At 42.1% G+C, this 16,605-nt stretch carries 13 protein-coding genes and 1 pseudogene; 6 read left to right on the top strand and 8 right to left on the bottom strand.

All coding sequences use genetic code 11. The annotated features are described in order from the left end of the window. Nucleotide 1: 1 nt before the first annotated feature. From msbA to ACU6U9_RS15735, 4 genes and pseudogenes are all read right to left on the bottom strand, one after another. Nucleotides 2-1,748 (bottom strand): annotated as a pseudogene (gene msbA / locus ACU6U9_RS15750) (lipid A export permease/ATP-binding protein MsbA). 2 nt (nucleotides 1,749-1,750) lie between these two features. Then, nucleotides 1,751-2,164 carry an ExbD/TolR family protein gene (locus ACU6U9_RS15745; RefSeq protein WP_446735968.1) on the bottom strand — a complete coding sequence of 138 codons (414 nt, stop codon included), beginning with the start codon at nucleotides 2,162-2,164 and terminating at the stop codon, nucleotides 1,751-1,753. Between the two features lie 4 nt (nucleotides 2,165-2,168). Further along, nucleotides 2,169-2,798 (bottom strand): MotA/TolQ/ExbB proton channel family protein, encoded by a 630-nt coding sequence (locus ACU6U9_RS15740; RefSeq protein ID WP_446735967.1) that lies wholly within the window; start codon nucleotides 2,796-2,798, stop codon nucleotides 2,169-2,171. A 21-nt stretch (nucleotides 2,799-2,819) separates the two neighbouring features. Next, a complete protein-coding gene (locus tag ACU6U9_RS15735) occupies nucleotides 2,820-4,982 on the bottom strand; it encodes a DNA internalization-related competence protein ComEC/Rec2 (RefSeq protein ID WP_446735966.1) in 2,163 nt (720 codons plus the stop codon). 100 nt (nucleotides 4,983-5,082) lie between these two features. On the opposite strand from ACU6U9_RS15735, the gene ACU6U9_RS15730 reads away from it, so the two are divergent. After that, the gene (locus ACU6U9_RS15730) at nucleotides 5,083-5,619 is read left to right on the top strand and encodes a DUF2062 domain-containing protein (protein ID WP_446735965.1); all 537 of its coding nucleotides are present in this window, start codon (nucleotides 5,083-5,085) and stop codon (nucleotides 5,617-5,619) included. On the opposite strand, the gene ACU6U9_RS15725 is transcribed toward ACU6U9_RS15730, so the two are convergent. Next, nucleotides 5,616-6,314, bottom strand: a complete 699-nt coding sequence (locus ACU6U9_RS15725) for an ABC transporter ATP-binding protein (protein ID WP_446735964.1) — start codon at nucleotides 6,312-6,314, stop codon at nucleotides 5,616-5,618. The two genes, ACU6U9_RS15730 and ACU6U9_RS15725, sit on opposite strands and share 4 nt — an antisense overlap. Beyond that, nucleotides 6,304-7,548: a lipoprotein-releasing ABC transporter permease subunit gene (locus ACU6U9_RS15720; protein WP_446735963.1), complete on the bottom strand. Its 1,245-nt coding sequence runs from the start codon at nucleotides 7,546-7,548 to the stop codon at nucleotides 6,304-6,306. Before ACU6U9_RS15720 ends, ACU6U9_RS15725 begins: the two co-directional genes overlap by 11 nt. A gap of 118 nt (nucleotides 7,549-7,666) precedes the next feature. Between ACU6U9_RS15720 and ACU6U9_RS15715 the strand changes: the two genes are divergently transcribed. The 4 genes from ACU6U9_RS15715 (at nucleotide 7,667) to ACU6U9_RS15700 (ending at nucleotide 10,676) form a co-directional block, all read left to right on the top strand. Continuing rightward, a complete protein-coding gene (locus ACU6U9_RS15715; RefSeq protein ID WP_446735962.1) occupies nucleotides 7,667-8,002 on the top strand; it encodes a hypothetical protein in 336 nt (111 codons plus the stop codon). Nucleotides 8,003-8,020: 18 nt separating this feature from the next. Then, entirely contained in the window at nucleotides 8,021-9,058 is a 1,038-nt protein-coding gene (locus ACU6U9_RS15710) for an agmatine deiminase family protein (protein WP_446735961.1), read from the top strand. After that, entirely contained in the window at nucleotides 9,058-9,948 is an 891-nt protein-coding gene (locus ACU6U9_RS15705) for a carbon-nitrogen hydrolase (RefSeq protein ID WP_446735960.1), read from the top strand. Before ACU6U9_RS15710 ends, ACU6U9_RS15705 begins: the two co-directional genes overlap by 1 nt. A 65-nt stretch (nucleotides 9,949-10,013) precedes the next feature. Beyond that, a complete protein-coding gene (locus tag ACU6U9_RS15700) occupies nucleotides 10,014-10,676 on the top strand; it encodes a hypothetical protein (RefSeq protein WP_446735959.1) in 663 nt (220 codons plus the stop codon). A 102-nt stretch (nucleotides 10,677-10,778) separates the two neighbouring features. On the opposite strand, the gene ACU6U9_RS15695 is transcribed toward ACU6U9_RS15700, so the two are convergent. Further along, the gene (locus ACU6U9_RS15695) at nucleotides 10,779-11,030 is read right to left on the bottom strand and encodes a hypothetical protein (RefSeq protein ID WP_446735958.1); all 252 of its coding nucleotides are present in this window, start codon (nucleotides 11,028-11,030) and stop codon (nucleotides 10,779-10,781) included. A gap of 208 nt (nucleotides 11,031-11,238) precedes the next feature. On the opposite strand from ACU6U9_RS15695, the gene ACU6U9_RS15690 reads away from it, so the two are divergent. Further along, on the top strand, nucleotides 11,239-16,104 hold the full coding sequence (locus ACU6U9_RS15690; protein ID WP_446735957.1) for an ATP-binding protein: 4,866 nt from the start codon (nucleotides 11,239-11,241) through the stop codon (nucleotides 16,102-16,104). A 77-nt stretch (nucleotides 16,105-16,181) separates the two neighbouring features. Here the strand turns inward: ACU6U9_RS15690 and ACU6U9_RS15685 are convergent, their stop codons facing one another. Further along, nucleotides 16,182-16,589 (bottom strand): acyl-CoA thioesterase, encoded by a 408-nt coding sequence (locus ACU6U9_RS15685; RefSeq protein WP_446735956.1) that lies wholly within the window; start codon nucleotides 16,587-16,589, stop codon nucleotides 16,182-16,184. Between the last annotated feature and the right edge of the window lie 16 nt (nucleotides 16,590-16,605).

Raw genomic sequence — 16,605 nt, 5'->3', positions numbered from 1 at the left:
CTTACCCACTGAACTGCATATCATGTAAGTTTTTATAAAATCCTTGTTTTTCTATTAAGGTTTTATGGTTACCACGCTCAACAATTTCACCTTTACTCACCACCAAGATAGTATCGGCTTTTTCAATGGTGCTTAAGCGGTGTGCCACAACAAAGCTTGTTCGATTTTTCATTAAGTTATCTAATGCTTTTTTGAATATATCGTTCAGATTCCGTATCCAGCGCACTGGTGGCTTCATCTAAGATCAAAATAGGGGCATCTTTCAAAATAGCACGAGCGATGGCCAAACGCTGACGCTGCCCACCCGACAACATTACACCGTCATCGCCAATCATGGTTTCCATGCCTTCAGGCATTTGCTCAATAAACTCTAAGGCATGTGCCGCCTTTGCCGCCGCATAGACTTCTTCTTCTGTTTTTTCGGCCAAGCTACCGTATGCAATATTGTTGAAAACCGTATCGTTAAATAACGTCACGCCCTGACTCACCAAAGCAATTTGGCGACGCAAGTCATCTAATGGGTATTCTTTAATACTGCGGCCATCTAATAAAATATCACCCTCGTTAAATTCATAAAAACGAGTGAGCAAATTAATTAATGTCGACTTACCACTGCCGGATTTACCCACTAGCGCAACGCTTTCACCTGGCTTAACATCAAGCTGTATGTTTTTAAGCACAATTTCGTCAGAGTCAGGGTAATGAAAATTCAAATTATTAATATTGATCGCGCCTTTGGCTTTTTTAATGGCCAAGTCGCCCGAATCGTCTTCAGCATCCTGACCCAATACCGAAAAAATACTTTTGGCGGCCACAACACCTTGTTGTAAAAGCGCATTAATACCCGCCAGCGTGCGCATGGGTTTAGCCAGTGTGCTTGCTGCCGTCATGAATGCCATTAGTTGACCGAAATCCATACCATCAATCACACGCGGATCCAGTGCCACCCAAATTAACGCACCAATGGCAATAGCAACAATCATTTGCATCATCGGCACACTGATGGCTTTCACACGAGCAAACTTTAACGTTTGTATGCGATTTGTTTCGCTCACTTTGGCAAAACGCCCCTGCTCATATTCATGACCTGAGAAGATTTTTACTTCTTGATAAGCATTAACCGCCTCACCCGCCACCTGAGTCACTTGCCCCATGCTGCCTTGCACATTTGTGCTGTATTTTTTGAAATACTTATTGGCTTTTTTAACAATAAAGGCAAGAAATGGTGCGGCTGCAAAAAATATAAGTGTGAGTTTCCAGTTCATATAGAACATGTAGCTCAACAAGAAAACAACCGTTAAGCCTTCGCGCACTAGGCTGGTCACTGCATTGGTGATCGAGCCGTAGACTTGCTCAACATCAAACGTGATTTTAGAAATAATATGACCTTTTGCGTGCTTATCAAAAAACTCATTCGGTAAAATAAGATAATGATTAAACAGCGCGGTTCTTAGCTTGTGTACAACCGTACGCCCAACTTTGGCCAAGAAAAAATCACCTAAGAAACTGCCCAACCCGCGCAGCGCAAAAATACCCAGTATCATTCCCACCAATAACGTGCGTGATTCGATTGTCGGGTTTTGATAGGTTTTTTCAATTAAATCCATTAGGTGAGCAAGCATTGGCGCAGTAGATGCGTAAATGCTGAAACCCAGAATCGCGGTAAAATAAAGAATTTTTTGCTGAAAAACATAACCGAGCAGGCGCTTGTAAAGCGCCCAGTCTGTAAGATTTGACGTATCTTTCATGATTATTTAGCTTGCTTACTGGTAATACTCAACCGAGAAAAACCCAGCTGGCCGGCGGCATCCATTGCTCGCACGACGAATTCATGAGGCGTAGATGCATCAGCCGTAATAATAAAGGGCAAACTTCTGTCTCCTGCTGATACTTTTTCAATGGCTTGCTTAAGTGTCACCAGTTTTTGACTGATCAACGCTTTGCCATTAATACTATAGGTACCGTGCTGATCAATGACAACTTCAACCATTTTATCGGGTGCATCGGCCACTTGCCCATCGGCCTCTGGCAAGTTAACCGCTAAGTGATTTTCTTTGGTGAACGTAGTGCTCACCATAAAGAAAATAAGCAGCAGAAATACAATATCAATTAAAGGCGTTAGGTTTAAATTGAGTTCTTCTTTGTTTTGACGCTTAAAGTTCACAAATCTAACCCTCTGGCGTCTCGCTAACTTCACGGTCGCCATGAAGTACATCAACTAATTTAATGGCTTCTTGCTCCATGAACACAACAATCTCATCAATACGACGCTGAAGAATGCGATAGCAGATTAATGCAGGAATCGCGATCATCATGCCCGATGCGGTAGTAACCAACGCTTCAGAAATACCGCCGGCTAATACGCCTGCGTTACCTGTCCCTTGAGCCATGATTTCATTAAACACGGAAATCATCCCCAATACCGTACCCAGTAAACCCATTAATGGCGCAACGGCGGCAATCGTACCGAGTGCATTTAAGAAGCGCTCCATTTCATGGACCGCCTTTGATGCCGCTTGTTCGATGGCTTCTTTGGTAATGTCACGACCATGGCGAGAGTTGCTTAACCCTGCCGCTAAAATAGCGCCTAAGTGAGTCTCTTGTTTTAGCTGCTTTAATTTTGCACTGTCTAACTCGTTATTTTTGATCCACATCCACACTTGAGCAAGCAAATGTTTGGGTGCAATGTTTTCAGAACGCAAAGTCCAAAAACGTTCAATACAAATTGCAACGGCCAAAACAGAGGCCAAAATGAGGGGGATCATCATCCAACCGCCAGCAAATACCAGTTCTTTCACCTCATGTACTCCTACTTATCATTATTCTGTAATACTAAAATTAGGGCGGTATGTTGAAACAACTAGCGCCTCTTGTCTAGGTGGAAACGCAACTTGTATCGAACCTTTCATAGCAGTTGTATAAACCATCATGTTTCTAGCCTCATATTTGTTTACTATTTGCACATGTGGGTGACCATAACGGTTTAGAAAGCCTGCAGAAATCAGCACCAACTCAGGCATTACTTCATTTAAGAACGGATCAGTGCTGGATGAGCGACTGCCATGATGCGGCGCGATTAGAACATTAGCCTGTAGTTTGTTGTTTTCTTGTACGACTAACTGCCTTTCTGCTTCTTTTTCGATGTCACCCGTAAACAATACACTTTTTCCTGAAGCGGCCGTCACTTTTAACAAGCAAGAGCCATTATTACCTCGAACAAAGCCTTCTGCTTGAAAACGCCAAAACAGCACGCCATCATATTCCCATTGCCGACTTTCACAATGTTTTTGCTCCACCAATACGCCAGCCATTGAATTCATCAACTGTGCATTACCAGCATGATCATTATCGGCATGGGTCACATGCAACATATCCAAGTACCTTACTCTTTGTTGTCTCAGGTAAGGCAAAATCACAAAATCGGCCACACCCAAACCACTTAAAAATTGAGCACCGGTATCAACCAACACATATTTATTGGCTGTTTTAATCAAAGCGGCACTGCCCTGACCCACGTCAAACACAATGAGTTCAAAACCGCCTTCATCTGGTTTGTTTATCGGTAATATCAAAACAACGAACCCAATAGCCAACGCCAAAGGCCGCGTTTTGAAAACAGCAGGCAGCAAACCCAATATTAATGAAATCATGAAAAGGTAACGATAATGCTCATGGATCGGTAACCACCATGTGATCACACTTTCGACCTTATGCAGGACAAGCAGTAAAGAGGATAAACCCGACTCGAGTAATACCAATCCTTGATCATCAACTACAAACATCCAAGTCACGGCCAGCAATACTGCAGGCATCACTAATATTGTAAAAAGTGGAATCAGTAATAAGTTAACCAATAACGAAAACGGCACCAACGCTTGATTAAAACCGAGCAACACCAACCCACCCATACTAAACGCTAGCCACTGGGCTTTAAGCAGCCCTGACCACCAAGACGTATGTGTTAAACCAGAAAAGCCCACTATCAATGCCAAAACAATACTGAAGGACAACCAGCTGCCCATATCCATAAAAGCCAAGGGCTTCATCAACATGACCACCAGAAGCGCAAAGACATAATAATGAATCACATGCGTAAAACGGGTTTGATACAACATGAATACACCACACAAGAGCATAAGCACTGCTCTTATGGCGGGCACCTGAAAGCCCGTCATATAACCGTAAAGCATCGCCGCACATAAGCCCGCCATTACCGAAATCGATCGAGCATACGGCCAGTTGATCAATAAAAGGGGCCGCTGTAGCCAATATAGAATTAAACCCACTAAGCCTGCCACAATCCCAACATGAAGGCCTGACACCACAAACAAGTGACTAATCCCTGACGAGCTAATTAACCGCTTATCTTCGCCCTTTAACGCACTTTTATCACCCAGTACCAATGCCCGTAATATGGGGAAACGAGACGATGGCAACTGAGCCGACAACTGATTTAAAACATCACGGTTATTTTTAGTTAAACGCACATTCGAGTGTGATTTCACATCGACACTAGCTTGTGCGCGATAGCCTTTGGCCATCATCCAATGTCGATAATTGAAGCCACCTGGATTCTGAAATGAATAAATAGGTTTAATTCGAAGCGTAAACTGCCAGCGCTCTCCCGCCGACAACATAAATGGGCAGCGATAACAGCTCACTTTTAGTGCTTGAGTGTGCCCATCTTGGGTGAAGTCAAAATGTGTTTTATAGGATTGATGCGATACCGCTGACACATATCCAGTGGCAACTTGGGTGGACTTTCCCGCACTTAGCTCAAGCGCATCACCTTCAACATGTACCCAATGCCAACTCACCCAAATAATTCCCGCCATAAAAAACAAGGCGGATAAAATTCGACTAGGCTGAATCCATACGATTACGATTACGACTAAACACAAAGGCGCAAGCAATAAGGCTAAGCTCGGCCAAATAGAGGCCAACAATCCACCTATAATGAAGCCAAAAAAGGGCTGTTTCATAACTAGCATGTCATATGCATTCCGTGCATAATTGCGCCCTTCTCAAGGGACACATGTTCCATATTATTAATATCCTCCTTGGATTGTGTCCGAGAATACTATGCCAAAACAGACACTTAAGCGTTTATTTCCTAACCCTAAGACGGTTCAAGAGCATCCTTCTTTGCAGTTTTTAGGGCCATTGCTTCATCGTCCTAATTTATGGCATTTGAATCGCCGCTCGGTTTCACGTGCGTTTCTTGTCGGTGTGTTTTTTGCATTCATGCCAATGCCATTTCAAATGGTCGCCGCCGCTATGCTTGGGATTGTGGTTCACTCTAACCTTCCAATATCCATCGGTTTGGTTTGGATCAGTAACCCCCTCACCATTCCGCCTATTTTCTATTTCACTTACAAAGTCGGCACGGTTTTATTAGATACACCCATCCGAGAATTTGAAATTGAATTATCACTAAACTGGGTACTGACAGAATTAGGGGCTATTTGGCAGCCGTTATTATTGGGCTCTTTGTTATGCGCCATCATCTTCTCTGCCATTGGTTTTATCGGCATTCGTTTATTTTGGCGCTTTCATGTCATTAGCAATTGGAAAAAACGCAAAGCAAAGCGTTTAGCCAAAAAACAAAACGCTAGCTAAGCTAGCGCCTCTAAGGGTTGTAATTTACCATCTAATAATTGGTAACTGATTTGTGCCAAACGTGAAAATGCTAAGTCATGAGTCACCACTACAAATGCCGTTTTCATTTCTTGGTTAAGCTCTGTAATCAATTTTTGTATCTCATGGGCCGTATTGGCATCCAGATTACCCGTAGGTTCATCCAGCAATACAAGTGCAGGCTTTGTAATCAACGCCCTTGCAATCGCAACACGCTGACGCTCACCACCGGACAATTCAGCGGGTTTGTGATTAACACGAGTCCCCAGCCCCACTTTTTCTAATATATCCTGTGCTTTAACAAGCGCCTGTTTCTTATTAACGCCCTGAATCCATAATGGCATCGCCACATTTTCGCAGGCACTGAATTCAGCCAGTAAATGGTGAAACTGATACACAAAACCAAGATGAGCATTACGTAATTTGCCAAGCTGCGCTTCAGATAGCCTACTAATATCTTCTTCGCCCCACATAACACGGCCACTACTGGGTAAATCTAAACCCGCGAGCATATTAAGCAATGTGGTTTTACCTGAGCCTGACGCCCCAACCACCGACACCCAGTCCCCTTCGAACAATTTAAACTCTAACTCGTCTAAAATGCGGATTGGCTCAGGGCCAACTTGATATTCTTTAACCAAACTTTCACAGCGTAAAACCGTTGTATTAGATGTCATAACGTAATGCCTCTGCCGGTTTTACTTTTGATGCACGATAAGCTGGATACAAGGTCGCTAAAAAACTCATCATTAAGCCACTGCCCGTTACAATCATCACATCCATCCATTTCAATTGAGACGGTAAATAACTAATAAAATACACATTCGCATTTAAAAATTGCACATCCAGCAAGCGCTCTATGCCCGCGATAATATCGGTAACAGTGAGGGCTAAAATAATGCCTAAACCTGTGCCTAATAAAATACCGACAACACCAATCACTGACCCCTGCACCATAAATATTTTCATGATACTGCCAGGTGACATACCCAATGTACGCAAAATAGCGATATCGCCTTGTTTATCGGTTACCACCATCACAAGCGTGGACACAATATTAAACGCAGCAACGGCAACGATAATCAGCAATAATAAACCAATCATGGTTTTTTCCATTTGAATGGCTTGGAATAAATTACCGTGGGTGCGGGTCCAATCACTGCTTGTGATGGACGCATCAAGATCAAAGGTTAAATTCCAAGCAATACGAGGCGCTTGAAATAAATCCTCTGTTTTCAATCGCAAACCTTGGGCGGGGTATTTCATACGCGCCATTTTTGCCGCATCCACCATGTGAATATACGCAAAATTAGCATCTAGCTCCGCCCCAACTGAAAACACACCGCTTACCGTAAAACGTTTCAAACGGGGCATCACGCCTGCTGGCGTCAAGCTGGCTTCAGGCATAATTAACGTCACTTTTTCGCCTAACGTAACACCTAATTTTCTGGCTAATAAATCACCAATAATAATCTGATATTTACCCGCCACTAAAGAATCAAATTCACCCAACTTCATAAAGTCAGGGAGAATCGATACTTTTTTCTCCCATTCAGGTTCAATGCCATTCACCATAACACCTTGAACACGCCCTTTATGGCTCATCATGCCTTGAATATTAACGAACGGTGCAACGCCTACGATACCGGGCTTGTTTTTTACTTCGTTCGCTAAAACTTGCCAATCTTGTAAACCATCCTTTGCATATAGTGCCGCATGAGGCACCATACCTAAAATACGCTCACGTAACTCGCGATCAAATCCATTCATAACCGATAGAACAAGAATTAAAACAGCTACGCCTAACGTGAGTCCCGCCATAGAGATTGCGGATATAAAAGAAATAAAATGATTACGCCGCTTAGCGCCGGTGTATCGTAAACCGATCAAAATAGGTAATATTTTAAGCATTCGCTGTTACAACCGCAAAATAAAACGTAAGACTAAAGAATTCACCGCATAATTGAAATGGTCTTATGGCGCTTTTGGCGCTAAAATCAAAGGATAAATGGACATAATGGTTAGTATTATGAAATCGTTAACACAAATTGCTTACAGCTGCGTCAGCTTAATACTCGTATTAGGTTGTTCATTAGCCTATGCACAGAACATGGACGATAGCCTTACCCAAACAAGTTCGAAGGTAACGGAAGTCGTTATTCCATTGTCTGGGCAAGACATCAAAAAGAACTCAGCGGGCCCCAAACGTGGCATGGGCATGAAACAAGTTGAAACTAAATACGGCAAAGCGATTAAGGTTCACCCAGCAAAAGGCAAGCCCCCTATTACTCGCTGGGATTACCCTGAGTTCAGCGTATATTTTGAATCTAACTCTGTCATTCACACCGTCAGCCGCTCTGACTGATTATAAAGATCTACACTCATGAATCGATATCTCCCTGCTGAATGGCATCCTCAACATGCGGTTCAGCTTACATGGCCTCATTCTGAAACGGATTGGAATTGGGTCTTAAATGACATCCAAGCCCTCTACATTGAACTCATCAATACGATTACTGAATTTGAGAGCGTCATTTTAAGCATCCCAAATGCAGATATCATTGATACTATTAATTCACAATTAGCTACCAACACGTTTACATGTGAATTTTACATCGCCAATAACAATGACACCTGGGCACGTGATCATGGCCCTGTAAGTGTTTATGAGAACAATAAATTAGCCATTCAGAATTTTCAATTTAATGGCTGGGGCAAAAAATTTGATGCTCGCCTCGACAATGAAATAACCTCATCCCTATTTCAGCAGCAGGCTTATCATGCCCATACATACGAGAAACATAATTTCATATTAGAAGGCGGCAGTATAGAAAGTGACGGGAACGGCTGCTTACTAACCACACGCCAATGCTTAATGAACACCAACCGCAATGCATCATTAAACCAAGATCAAATTGAAGCGTATTTAAAAGACACATTAGGTTGCGAAAAGTTTTTATGGTTAAAACATGGTGACCTTATCGGCGACGATACCGATGCACATATCGATACGCTCGCCCGCTTTGCACCCAATAACCAAATCATTTTTCAAGGTTGCCAGAACACTGATGACGATCACTATAATGATCTAAACGCCATGAAAGAAGAGCTCACACAACTAACCAATATAAATGGCGCGCCATTTTCGTTAGTTGAACTACCTTGGCCTGATGCCATTTTTGAAGGCGACACCAATCAGCGATTGCCCGCAACCTATGCCAATTTTTTATTCATCAATGGTGCGGTACTGCTGCCTATTTATAATGTTAAACAAGATACGCAGGCCATAAAAGTCATGAAAGCTGCACTGCCTAACCACAAAATTATTCCAATTAATTGCTCTGTGGTCGTGCGTCAGTATGGCAGTTTACACTGCCTCACCATGCAAATTCCGACAGCTGAACGACAGGAAAAGATTTAATGCCCCGTAACATTCGTGTTTTTGGTATTCAACAGGCATGTTCGCCTGAGAAGTCGGTTTCACTTAAAACCACCCAATCGTTTATCGAGAAAGCAGCAAAAAACAACGCAGATTTAATTGTATTGCAAGAACTGCATGCCACTGATTACTTTTGCCAAACCCAAGAGCCCTCTAAATTCGATTTAGCTGAACCCCTTGACGGCCCCACAGCCCAATTTTTAAGCAATCAAGCCAAGCAAGCGAATGCGGTCATTGTTGGCTCTATTTTCGAGCGCCGCGCTGCGGGCATCTATCATAATACGGCACTTGTATTTGACCGTGACGGCAGTCTTGCCGGGTTTTATCGTAAAATGCACATCCCTGATGACCCTGGTTTTTATGAGAAATATTATTTCACCCCTGGTGACACAAATGGTTTCGAGCCGATTCAAACCAGTATCGGTAAACTGGGGGTGATGGTGTGCTGGGATCAATGGTATCCAGAAGGTGCACGTATTATGGCACTTAAAGGTGCTGAAATTTTGATCTATCCTACTGCTATTGGTTGGGACAGCGAAGACACAAGTGATGAACAAACACGTCAAAAAGACGCTTGGATTGGCGTACAACGCGGCCATAGCATTGCCAACAACCTTCCGGTTGTTGCCATTAATCGCATCGGCCACGAAGCTGACCCAAGCCAGCAAAGCACAGGCATTCAATTCTGGGGACACTCTTTTATAACGGGTCAACAAGGTGAGTTTTTAGCCCTTGCTGATCATCAAGAACCTTGCCTAATAGACGCAACGATCAACCTAGATAAAACCGAGCAAACACGACGTATTTGGCCTTATTTTAGAGATCGTCGCATTGATGCCTACAACGGTTTGCAAAGCCGATACTTAGACTAATTTACCCTAGTAAATCATTGCTATTACGCTAAGGTATAGGTATAGGTAGAGATTAAGGAGTCAATATGAGACAAGCCCCCCTATACCTAATAGGCTGTTTTGCATTATTAGCGAGCATAAGCGCATCAGCCGAAGTCAAAGAACTGAGTAATACGGAGATGACTGAGGCGTATATCTTAGATGGTTCGATTATCATCAAACAAAAGAATGCCAAAACTAAGCCTGAGACTACGAATAAAGCCCGTATTAAGCTGAGCGCTGGCAAGCCTGCAGTAACAGAAGCGGACTCCGTTCGAGAGCTTGACCAACAAGCAACGCAGCAAACCATATACGATCAAAGCCTGATGCAGCGCCAAGCAGAGCAGCAGCTGCAGCAACTTGAGCAAGCTAATAATAACCAGTTATTTGTGCCGTCACCTCTGAGTCCTGCGGCTCAAGCGCAGCAAACCTACGCCCAAAACTTAGTACGAGATGGCCTTGGCCTCCCATCTGGCACTCAGGTAACACCAGAGTTAATGGGCCAATATTTAAGCTCTTTTGCAGGTCAAACCTCCGGTGATCCACTTCGAGGTCAGCAAACCATCACTAATTCGGGCTTCCAATTTATCATTCCAAACCTAGGTGGTGATATACAAAGCGGCATCTATTCATCAGGGGACGGGTCAATTAATGTCGAAAGTAACAACTCTCAGATTATATTTAATTTACTCTTCCCTAGGAATCCTTAAGCTCATTATAAAGGCTTACATAAAGTCATATTATTGCAACAAAAAGCCCAGCGAATGCTGGGCTTTTTTATGTACAGTACCACTTGCCTTAAAAGCGACCAATCAGCCCAACAAGTCAAAGCTTGGCGCTTGCTCATCACCGTCTTCATGATCAAGCCAAAGATTAGGTTTACTAAAGGTTTGCTCCATTAATCGAGCAAGCGAGTCTGATATGGATTTTTTACTATTGGGTAACATTAACGTAGTAATTTGAGATTCATCTTTGCCTAAACACATTGCAAACGATAATTCGTCCAATGCGTTTTCGTGCATAATCTCAATTGCGTTTTTACGGCGGATTTCGTCTAAGCCCATAAAGACCTCTCATTTTTGTACCATTATAGTCTTGATGAGATTCAGGATAAACCTTGGGTTTGATTTGTTAAAATTGAATATATGATGGATTTCAAGATTCACAGTAAGATAGCTGTATTCTTATAAAATGTCTGTTATAAAGTAGTCCTTATTGGCTTTAAACATCAGCCAGCTTCACTATAAATCTAATGAAAAAGTGCCAATAGTTATGTCGCAATTTAATACCGATCAGCTATTTCAAATAGCAGAAAAACTAAGCCAAGACTTTTCTCTGTTTCCTAACGCCAAAGGAAACCAAGCCGCGGCTGTGGTAAAAGGGCTATTGAGCCAAGAACAAGTCAGCGCAAAAAGCGACGAGCTAAAACAATTAGACATTGATAGTTATATTAAAGAAGTTGTCTCACCGAGCGAATCAAGTCAGCGCTTAAATGCAAAACAGCTCGTGCATAAATTAACAACGCGTTTCATCACAGAACAGGATTTTGGTCCACTATACGTGGCTGAAGTAGAGCTATCATTTGACAACCAATTACGACGTGTCGGTTTCATTTGCCAAAACCGCGCAGAACGCAACGGTGCCTGGTTACCAGAACACCACCGCCAAGCTGTAAAATCATTACGCCAATTTGCTAAACACATTATTCCTGTTGTCACTTTAATTGACACACCGGGAGCCGATGCCAGTGAACAGGCAAACTTAGACAACCAAGCTCATAGTATTTCTCGATTAATCACAGAAATGTCAAATATCGACATACCAACGGTCGGCATTATTTTAGGGGCCGGCTATTCTGGTGGTGCTATTCCACTTGCATCTACTAATATTTTATTGTCAGTACGTGATGGTATTTTCAATACCATTCAGCCACAAGGGCTTGCAAGTATTGCACGTAAATATAATTTGTCTTGGCAAGAGTGTGCAAAATATGTCGGCGTGTCTGCGTATGAGCTTCAGTTACGCAACGTGATTGATGGCATCGTTGATTACGCACCAAGCGATCGTATCGATCAACTACAAAACTTAATGAATGCAATTACCAGCAGCATTGTAAGCATTGAAAATGGTGCGGAGAGTTTTGCTCGTGAGAATCCATATTTAATGGATCATTACATGCGAAGTGTTGAACGTTATTTAAATCCATCCGATAAACTAGTCGCATTGGAAAAAGGTTCAAGCTTAAACCTAGCGTCATCCCCTTCTGAGCATCACAATTTATTTCGCATGACGTATCGTTACATGCGTTACCTGACATTACGCAATCGTATTTCTTCTACCACTACTGGCCACTATAGTCGCCTTGCAAAAGTTGAAGTACCTAAAGGTAAATTAAACGAACGCACCGAAGAAGAAAAACGCAAGAAATTCCAAAAATGGCTTCAAACACCAGATAAAATTCGCTATGACGAAGAGCTTAATAAACTTTGGAAAAATTATTTACAAAAACTAGAAGGCCGCAGTGATTCTCGCGGTTCTATTTCAAAATTATTTTTTGGCGAACCAGAAGACAATTACATAAAAGCAAAACAAGATTTTAGTTTTGCTCTTGGCTTATATTTATTTAATCGCTGGAAGTCAGATGCTGACATCAATTTTATTGAATTAATCAGTTATCTAGAGAATTACCAGCAAAGCCGCTTCTTGTTAACCCAAGACGATCTACTTGATAGCCAAGCTATTATTAGCTTTATCAAAACAAATGATCATGCACTGGCTCAGTTCATTCAAAAATCGTTAAACTATGATACTCAAGCATTGCTAGCTAAACATTCAAAAGGCAAAGCATCTGCTGAACTCATCACCGGCTTAACAGAAGCCCTTAATGGCATCATCACGTCCGATAAACTGCCAAAAGACGTCACCGAGAGCATTAAACTTAGCCAAGCCACAGAGCAACTATTAAACAGTGTGGCCAGTGGTTCATTAGAAGCCAATCGCCGCGCATTAGAAGATGCTCTCGCGCCTTATATCAAGATAAAAGCAGATACCGCCGACCACCTAAATAAAGATGCCAGTGTATTAGATGCCATATTAATGGACGATCTACGTGTCGAGTTCATTAGCATCAGCCAAAATTTAATTATGTTTGGTACGCTGTATGATTACGTCATTCACAACCTTGGCACCATTGCAAAAGAAGCAAAGGAAACTCACAGCCTATCTTACATGGCCGTTAGCGACCTTCTTAACAAAGGTCTTGAATACACCAACAATTTAAGCATCGCAGAAAATCATAAAGATGAATTTGCTAACTGGTTTAAATTCTTTGTTGAATCGAATCAACGTGGTGCATTCTTAATTCAAGTGGAAGAATGGAAGAAACATAGCTTCCCTCGTCTAAGTGACACGCTTTTTGTTATCGTTACATTCTTCTTTGATAAGCTATTAGCCGAATTCTATGAATCCAATAATGGTTCCAACTATAATGGTCGCATTAATCCTTATAGCATTGGTCGTAAAAAAGATTTTTGGAACCGCTTAACCATTGCTTATTTTGACTTATTAATTCAAGACGTTTTAGATAATGTCAAAAAAGAAAAAACCACTAAAAGCCAAGCATTCATTGATCGCTTCTTCCATGACTTTGAAGAAATAAATGACCACTTAATGACAGCTGACCCCGTTCAATTTCCTGGATTCAGAAGTGCAATCGAAAAAGCACTTAGTAATGACATCACACCATGCGGCGTCAAAACTGGCTTTGGCACAATTCAAATTGGTGAGGAAAGCCGACGCGTAGGCACGCTTATTTCAAACCTTGATTTCCAAGCTGGCGCATTTGATATGGCCAGTGCTGAGAAATTCTGTAAATTATTAGTTGAGTGCGCGCGTCATAACTACCCTGTCATTTGCTTTGTAAGCTCTGGCGGTATGCAAACAAAAGAAGGTGCATCTGCCCTATTCTCCATGTCCATTGTAAACGACCGTATCACCCGTTTTGTTCGTGATAACGACTTGCCTATCGTGGTATTTGGTTATGGTGACTGTACCGGTGGCGCTCAAGCCAGTTTTGTTACCCACCCTATGGTACAAACTTTCTATTTTTCCGGCACTAACATGCCATTTGCGGGGCAAATAGTAGTGCCATCTTATTTGCCTTCAACGTCTACTTTGTCGAACTATTTATCACTTAATCGTCAATCAATGGCTGACTTAGTGAAACATCCATTTGTAGACGATCTAGACAGTCAATTGCGAGCTATAGACCCTGCCATTCCCGTTGCACGTAAAACAGTTGATGAAGTACTGGCACGCATACTGAAAGGTTATGTGACACCAGGCAAAGCAAAAGCCAAAGAAGTGACCAACCTTAATAAAGAAAAATTATTCCGCCCTGTGAAAAAAGTGCTCATCCATGCACGTGGTTGTACCGCAGAAAAGCTGGTTCGCAAAGCGCAAGAAAACAATATCGATGTCGTACTCGTACAATCCGACCCAGACATGAACAGTACCGCAGCTGATAACTTAAACAGCAAAGGTCGCCTAGTATGCATTGGCGGCAATACACCGGATGAAAGTTACTTAAATGCACAAAGTGTGATTCGAATTGCCGACCTTGAAAAAGTAGACTCACTGCACCCAGGTATTGGTTTCTTATCAGAGAGCTCACAATTTGCAGCGTTCTGTGGCAACCATAATATTAACTTTATTGGCCCAAGTGTTTCATCAATGGAAACCATGGGAAATAAATCCAACGCTATTAATACCGCGATTAGCTCTGGCGTCCCCGTTGTACCTGGCTCCCATGGTATTGTTACAACTTCTGCCATGGCGGCAAAAGTGGGTGATGAGATTGGCTACCCTGTTCTATTAAAAGCCGTTCACGGTGGTGGTGGTAAAGGCATACAAGTGGTACATGAACCTTCAACGATTCATGAACTATTCCATCAAATTTCAACTGAAGCACGCAGTGCGTTTGGTAGTGGTGATGTTTACCTTGAAAAATTTGTTACCTCTCTTCGTCATATCGAGGTACAAATACTGCGCGATAGTAAAGGCAACACCAAGGTACTAGGACTACGTGATTGCTCGGTTCAACGCAACAACCAAAAAATCATCGAAGAATCTGGTTCAACTATGCTGCCAAAAAACCTAGAAGATAAGGTTTATGATTACGCAGAAAAACTCGCCAATGCGGTTGATTATTTTGGGGCAGGTACTGTTGAATTTATTTACAACCTAGATGAAAATGATGTGTACTTCATGGAAATGAATACACGCCTCCAAGTAGAGCACCCAGTTACCGAACTAGTAACCGACACCGATATCATGGGTCTACAGTTTAAAATTGCCAGTGGCGAAAGCATTGCAGATATAAAATACAAACCGAAAGGTTACGCAATGGAGCTGCGCATCAATGCTGAAAAAGCCACGCTTCAAGGTGATGAAGTTCAGTTTATTCCTAACGCAGGTAAGATTACTCGCTTTGAATTACCTGACGATAAAAATATTCATTTACTCAAATCAATTGATAGCGGAAAAGAAGTCACTCCCTTCTACGACAGCATGGTGGTGCAAGTTATTTGTTACGGTAAAGATCGCAACGATACCATTAACAAGTTAAAAAAATATTTGGATAAAGCCGTTATTCAAGGTGTTAGTACCAACATCCCGCTTCTAAAACGCATCTTAAACGATGATGTATTTGTGAACGGCGATTATGATACCAATTACTTGCCTAACTTCTTAAATCGTATCGACAAACAAGCTCTGATCAAAGATATTGCGACCAGTGCAGGTGATGACAAGCAAAGCGTTACATTGGATCACTTACGGATTGAAGGCTCTAACGAATTAAAAGTACTCGCACCGGCTAGTTCGATTTTCTACAGCGCCCCATCTCCAACCGAGCCTCCTTACATTAGGGAAGGCGACACAATATCTGTCGCTAAAACCTTATGTTTAATGGAAGCCATGAAAATGTTTAGCCCGTTGAATTTGAAATCGTTCAATACTCAAGGCAACACGCTTTACGACCCAGATGCTCAATACAAAATTGTGCGCATACACAATGCTGAAGGCCAGCAAGTAAACCAAGGGGATTTACTCTTTGTGATTAGTCCTGTTCAGCATTAATAATCAATACTGCACTGGATAACTCAGCACTAAACTTGAAACATAAAAAAACCCAGAAATTCTGGGTTTTTTTATGTTTATTTAAAACGCTTAAACAGCCCGTTAGGTGGAGCGGTAAGACGCCCTTCTTTTTGGAATAAAATAGCCGTCTTCATTCTGCAAATCTCATCAGCACCACGTCGCACCAAATAATAAAGATCAAAACCATATTTGTGCTGCTCACCTAAGTATAAATCAACAGATACCACGTCACTTGCGAATGCTTCATTAACGTACTGTAAAGCCGCATCTGCCATAATTGTATTGCATCCCTCAATATCAAGTTCATTAAAGCCAAGTGATGCAAACCAAGCGCTTCTGGCTTCCTGTGCGTATACTAGCAATCGGTCATTGCCCAGATGGCCAGCATAATTGATATCTGTCACACGAACAGAAACTTCTATTGAAAATAGAACTGTTTGGGGTAATTCAAGTCGAATACGCATGGCTTTTCACATGAAA

The organism is Pseudomonas sp. HK3, assembly GCF_052920985.1.
Note: the sequence above shows the minus strand (reverse complement) of the source record. Positions and strands in the feature narration are given on the sequence as shown.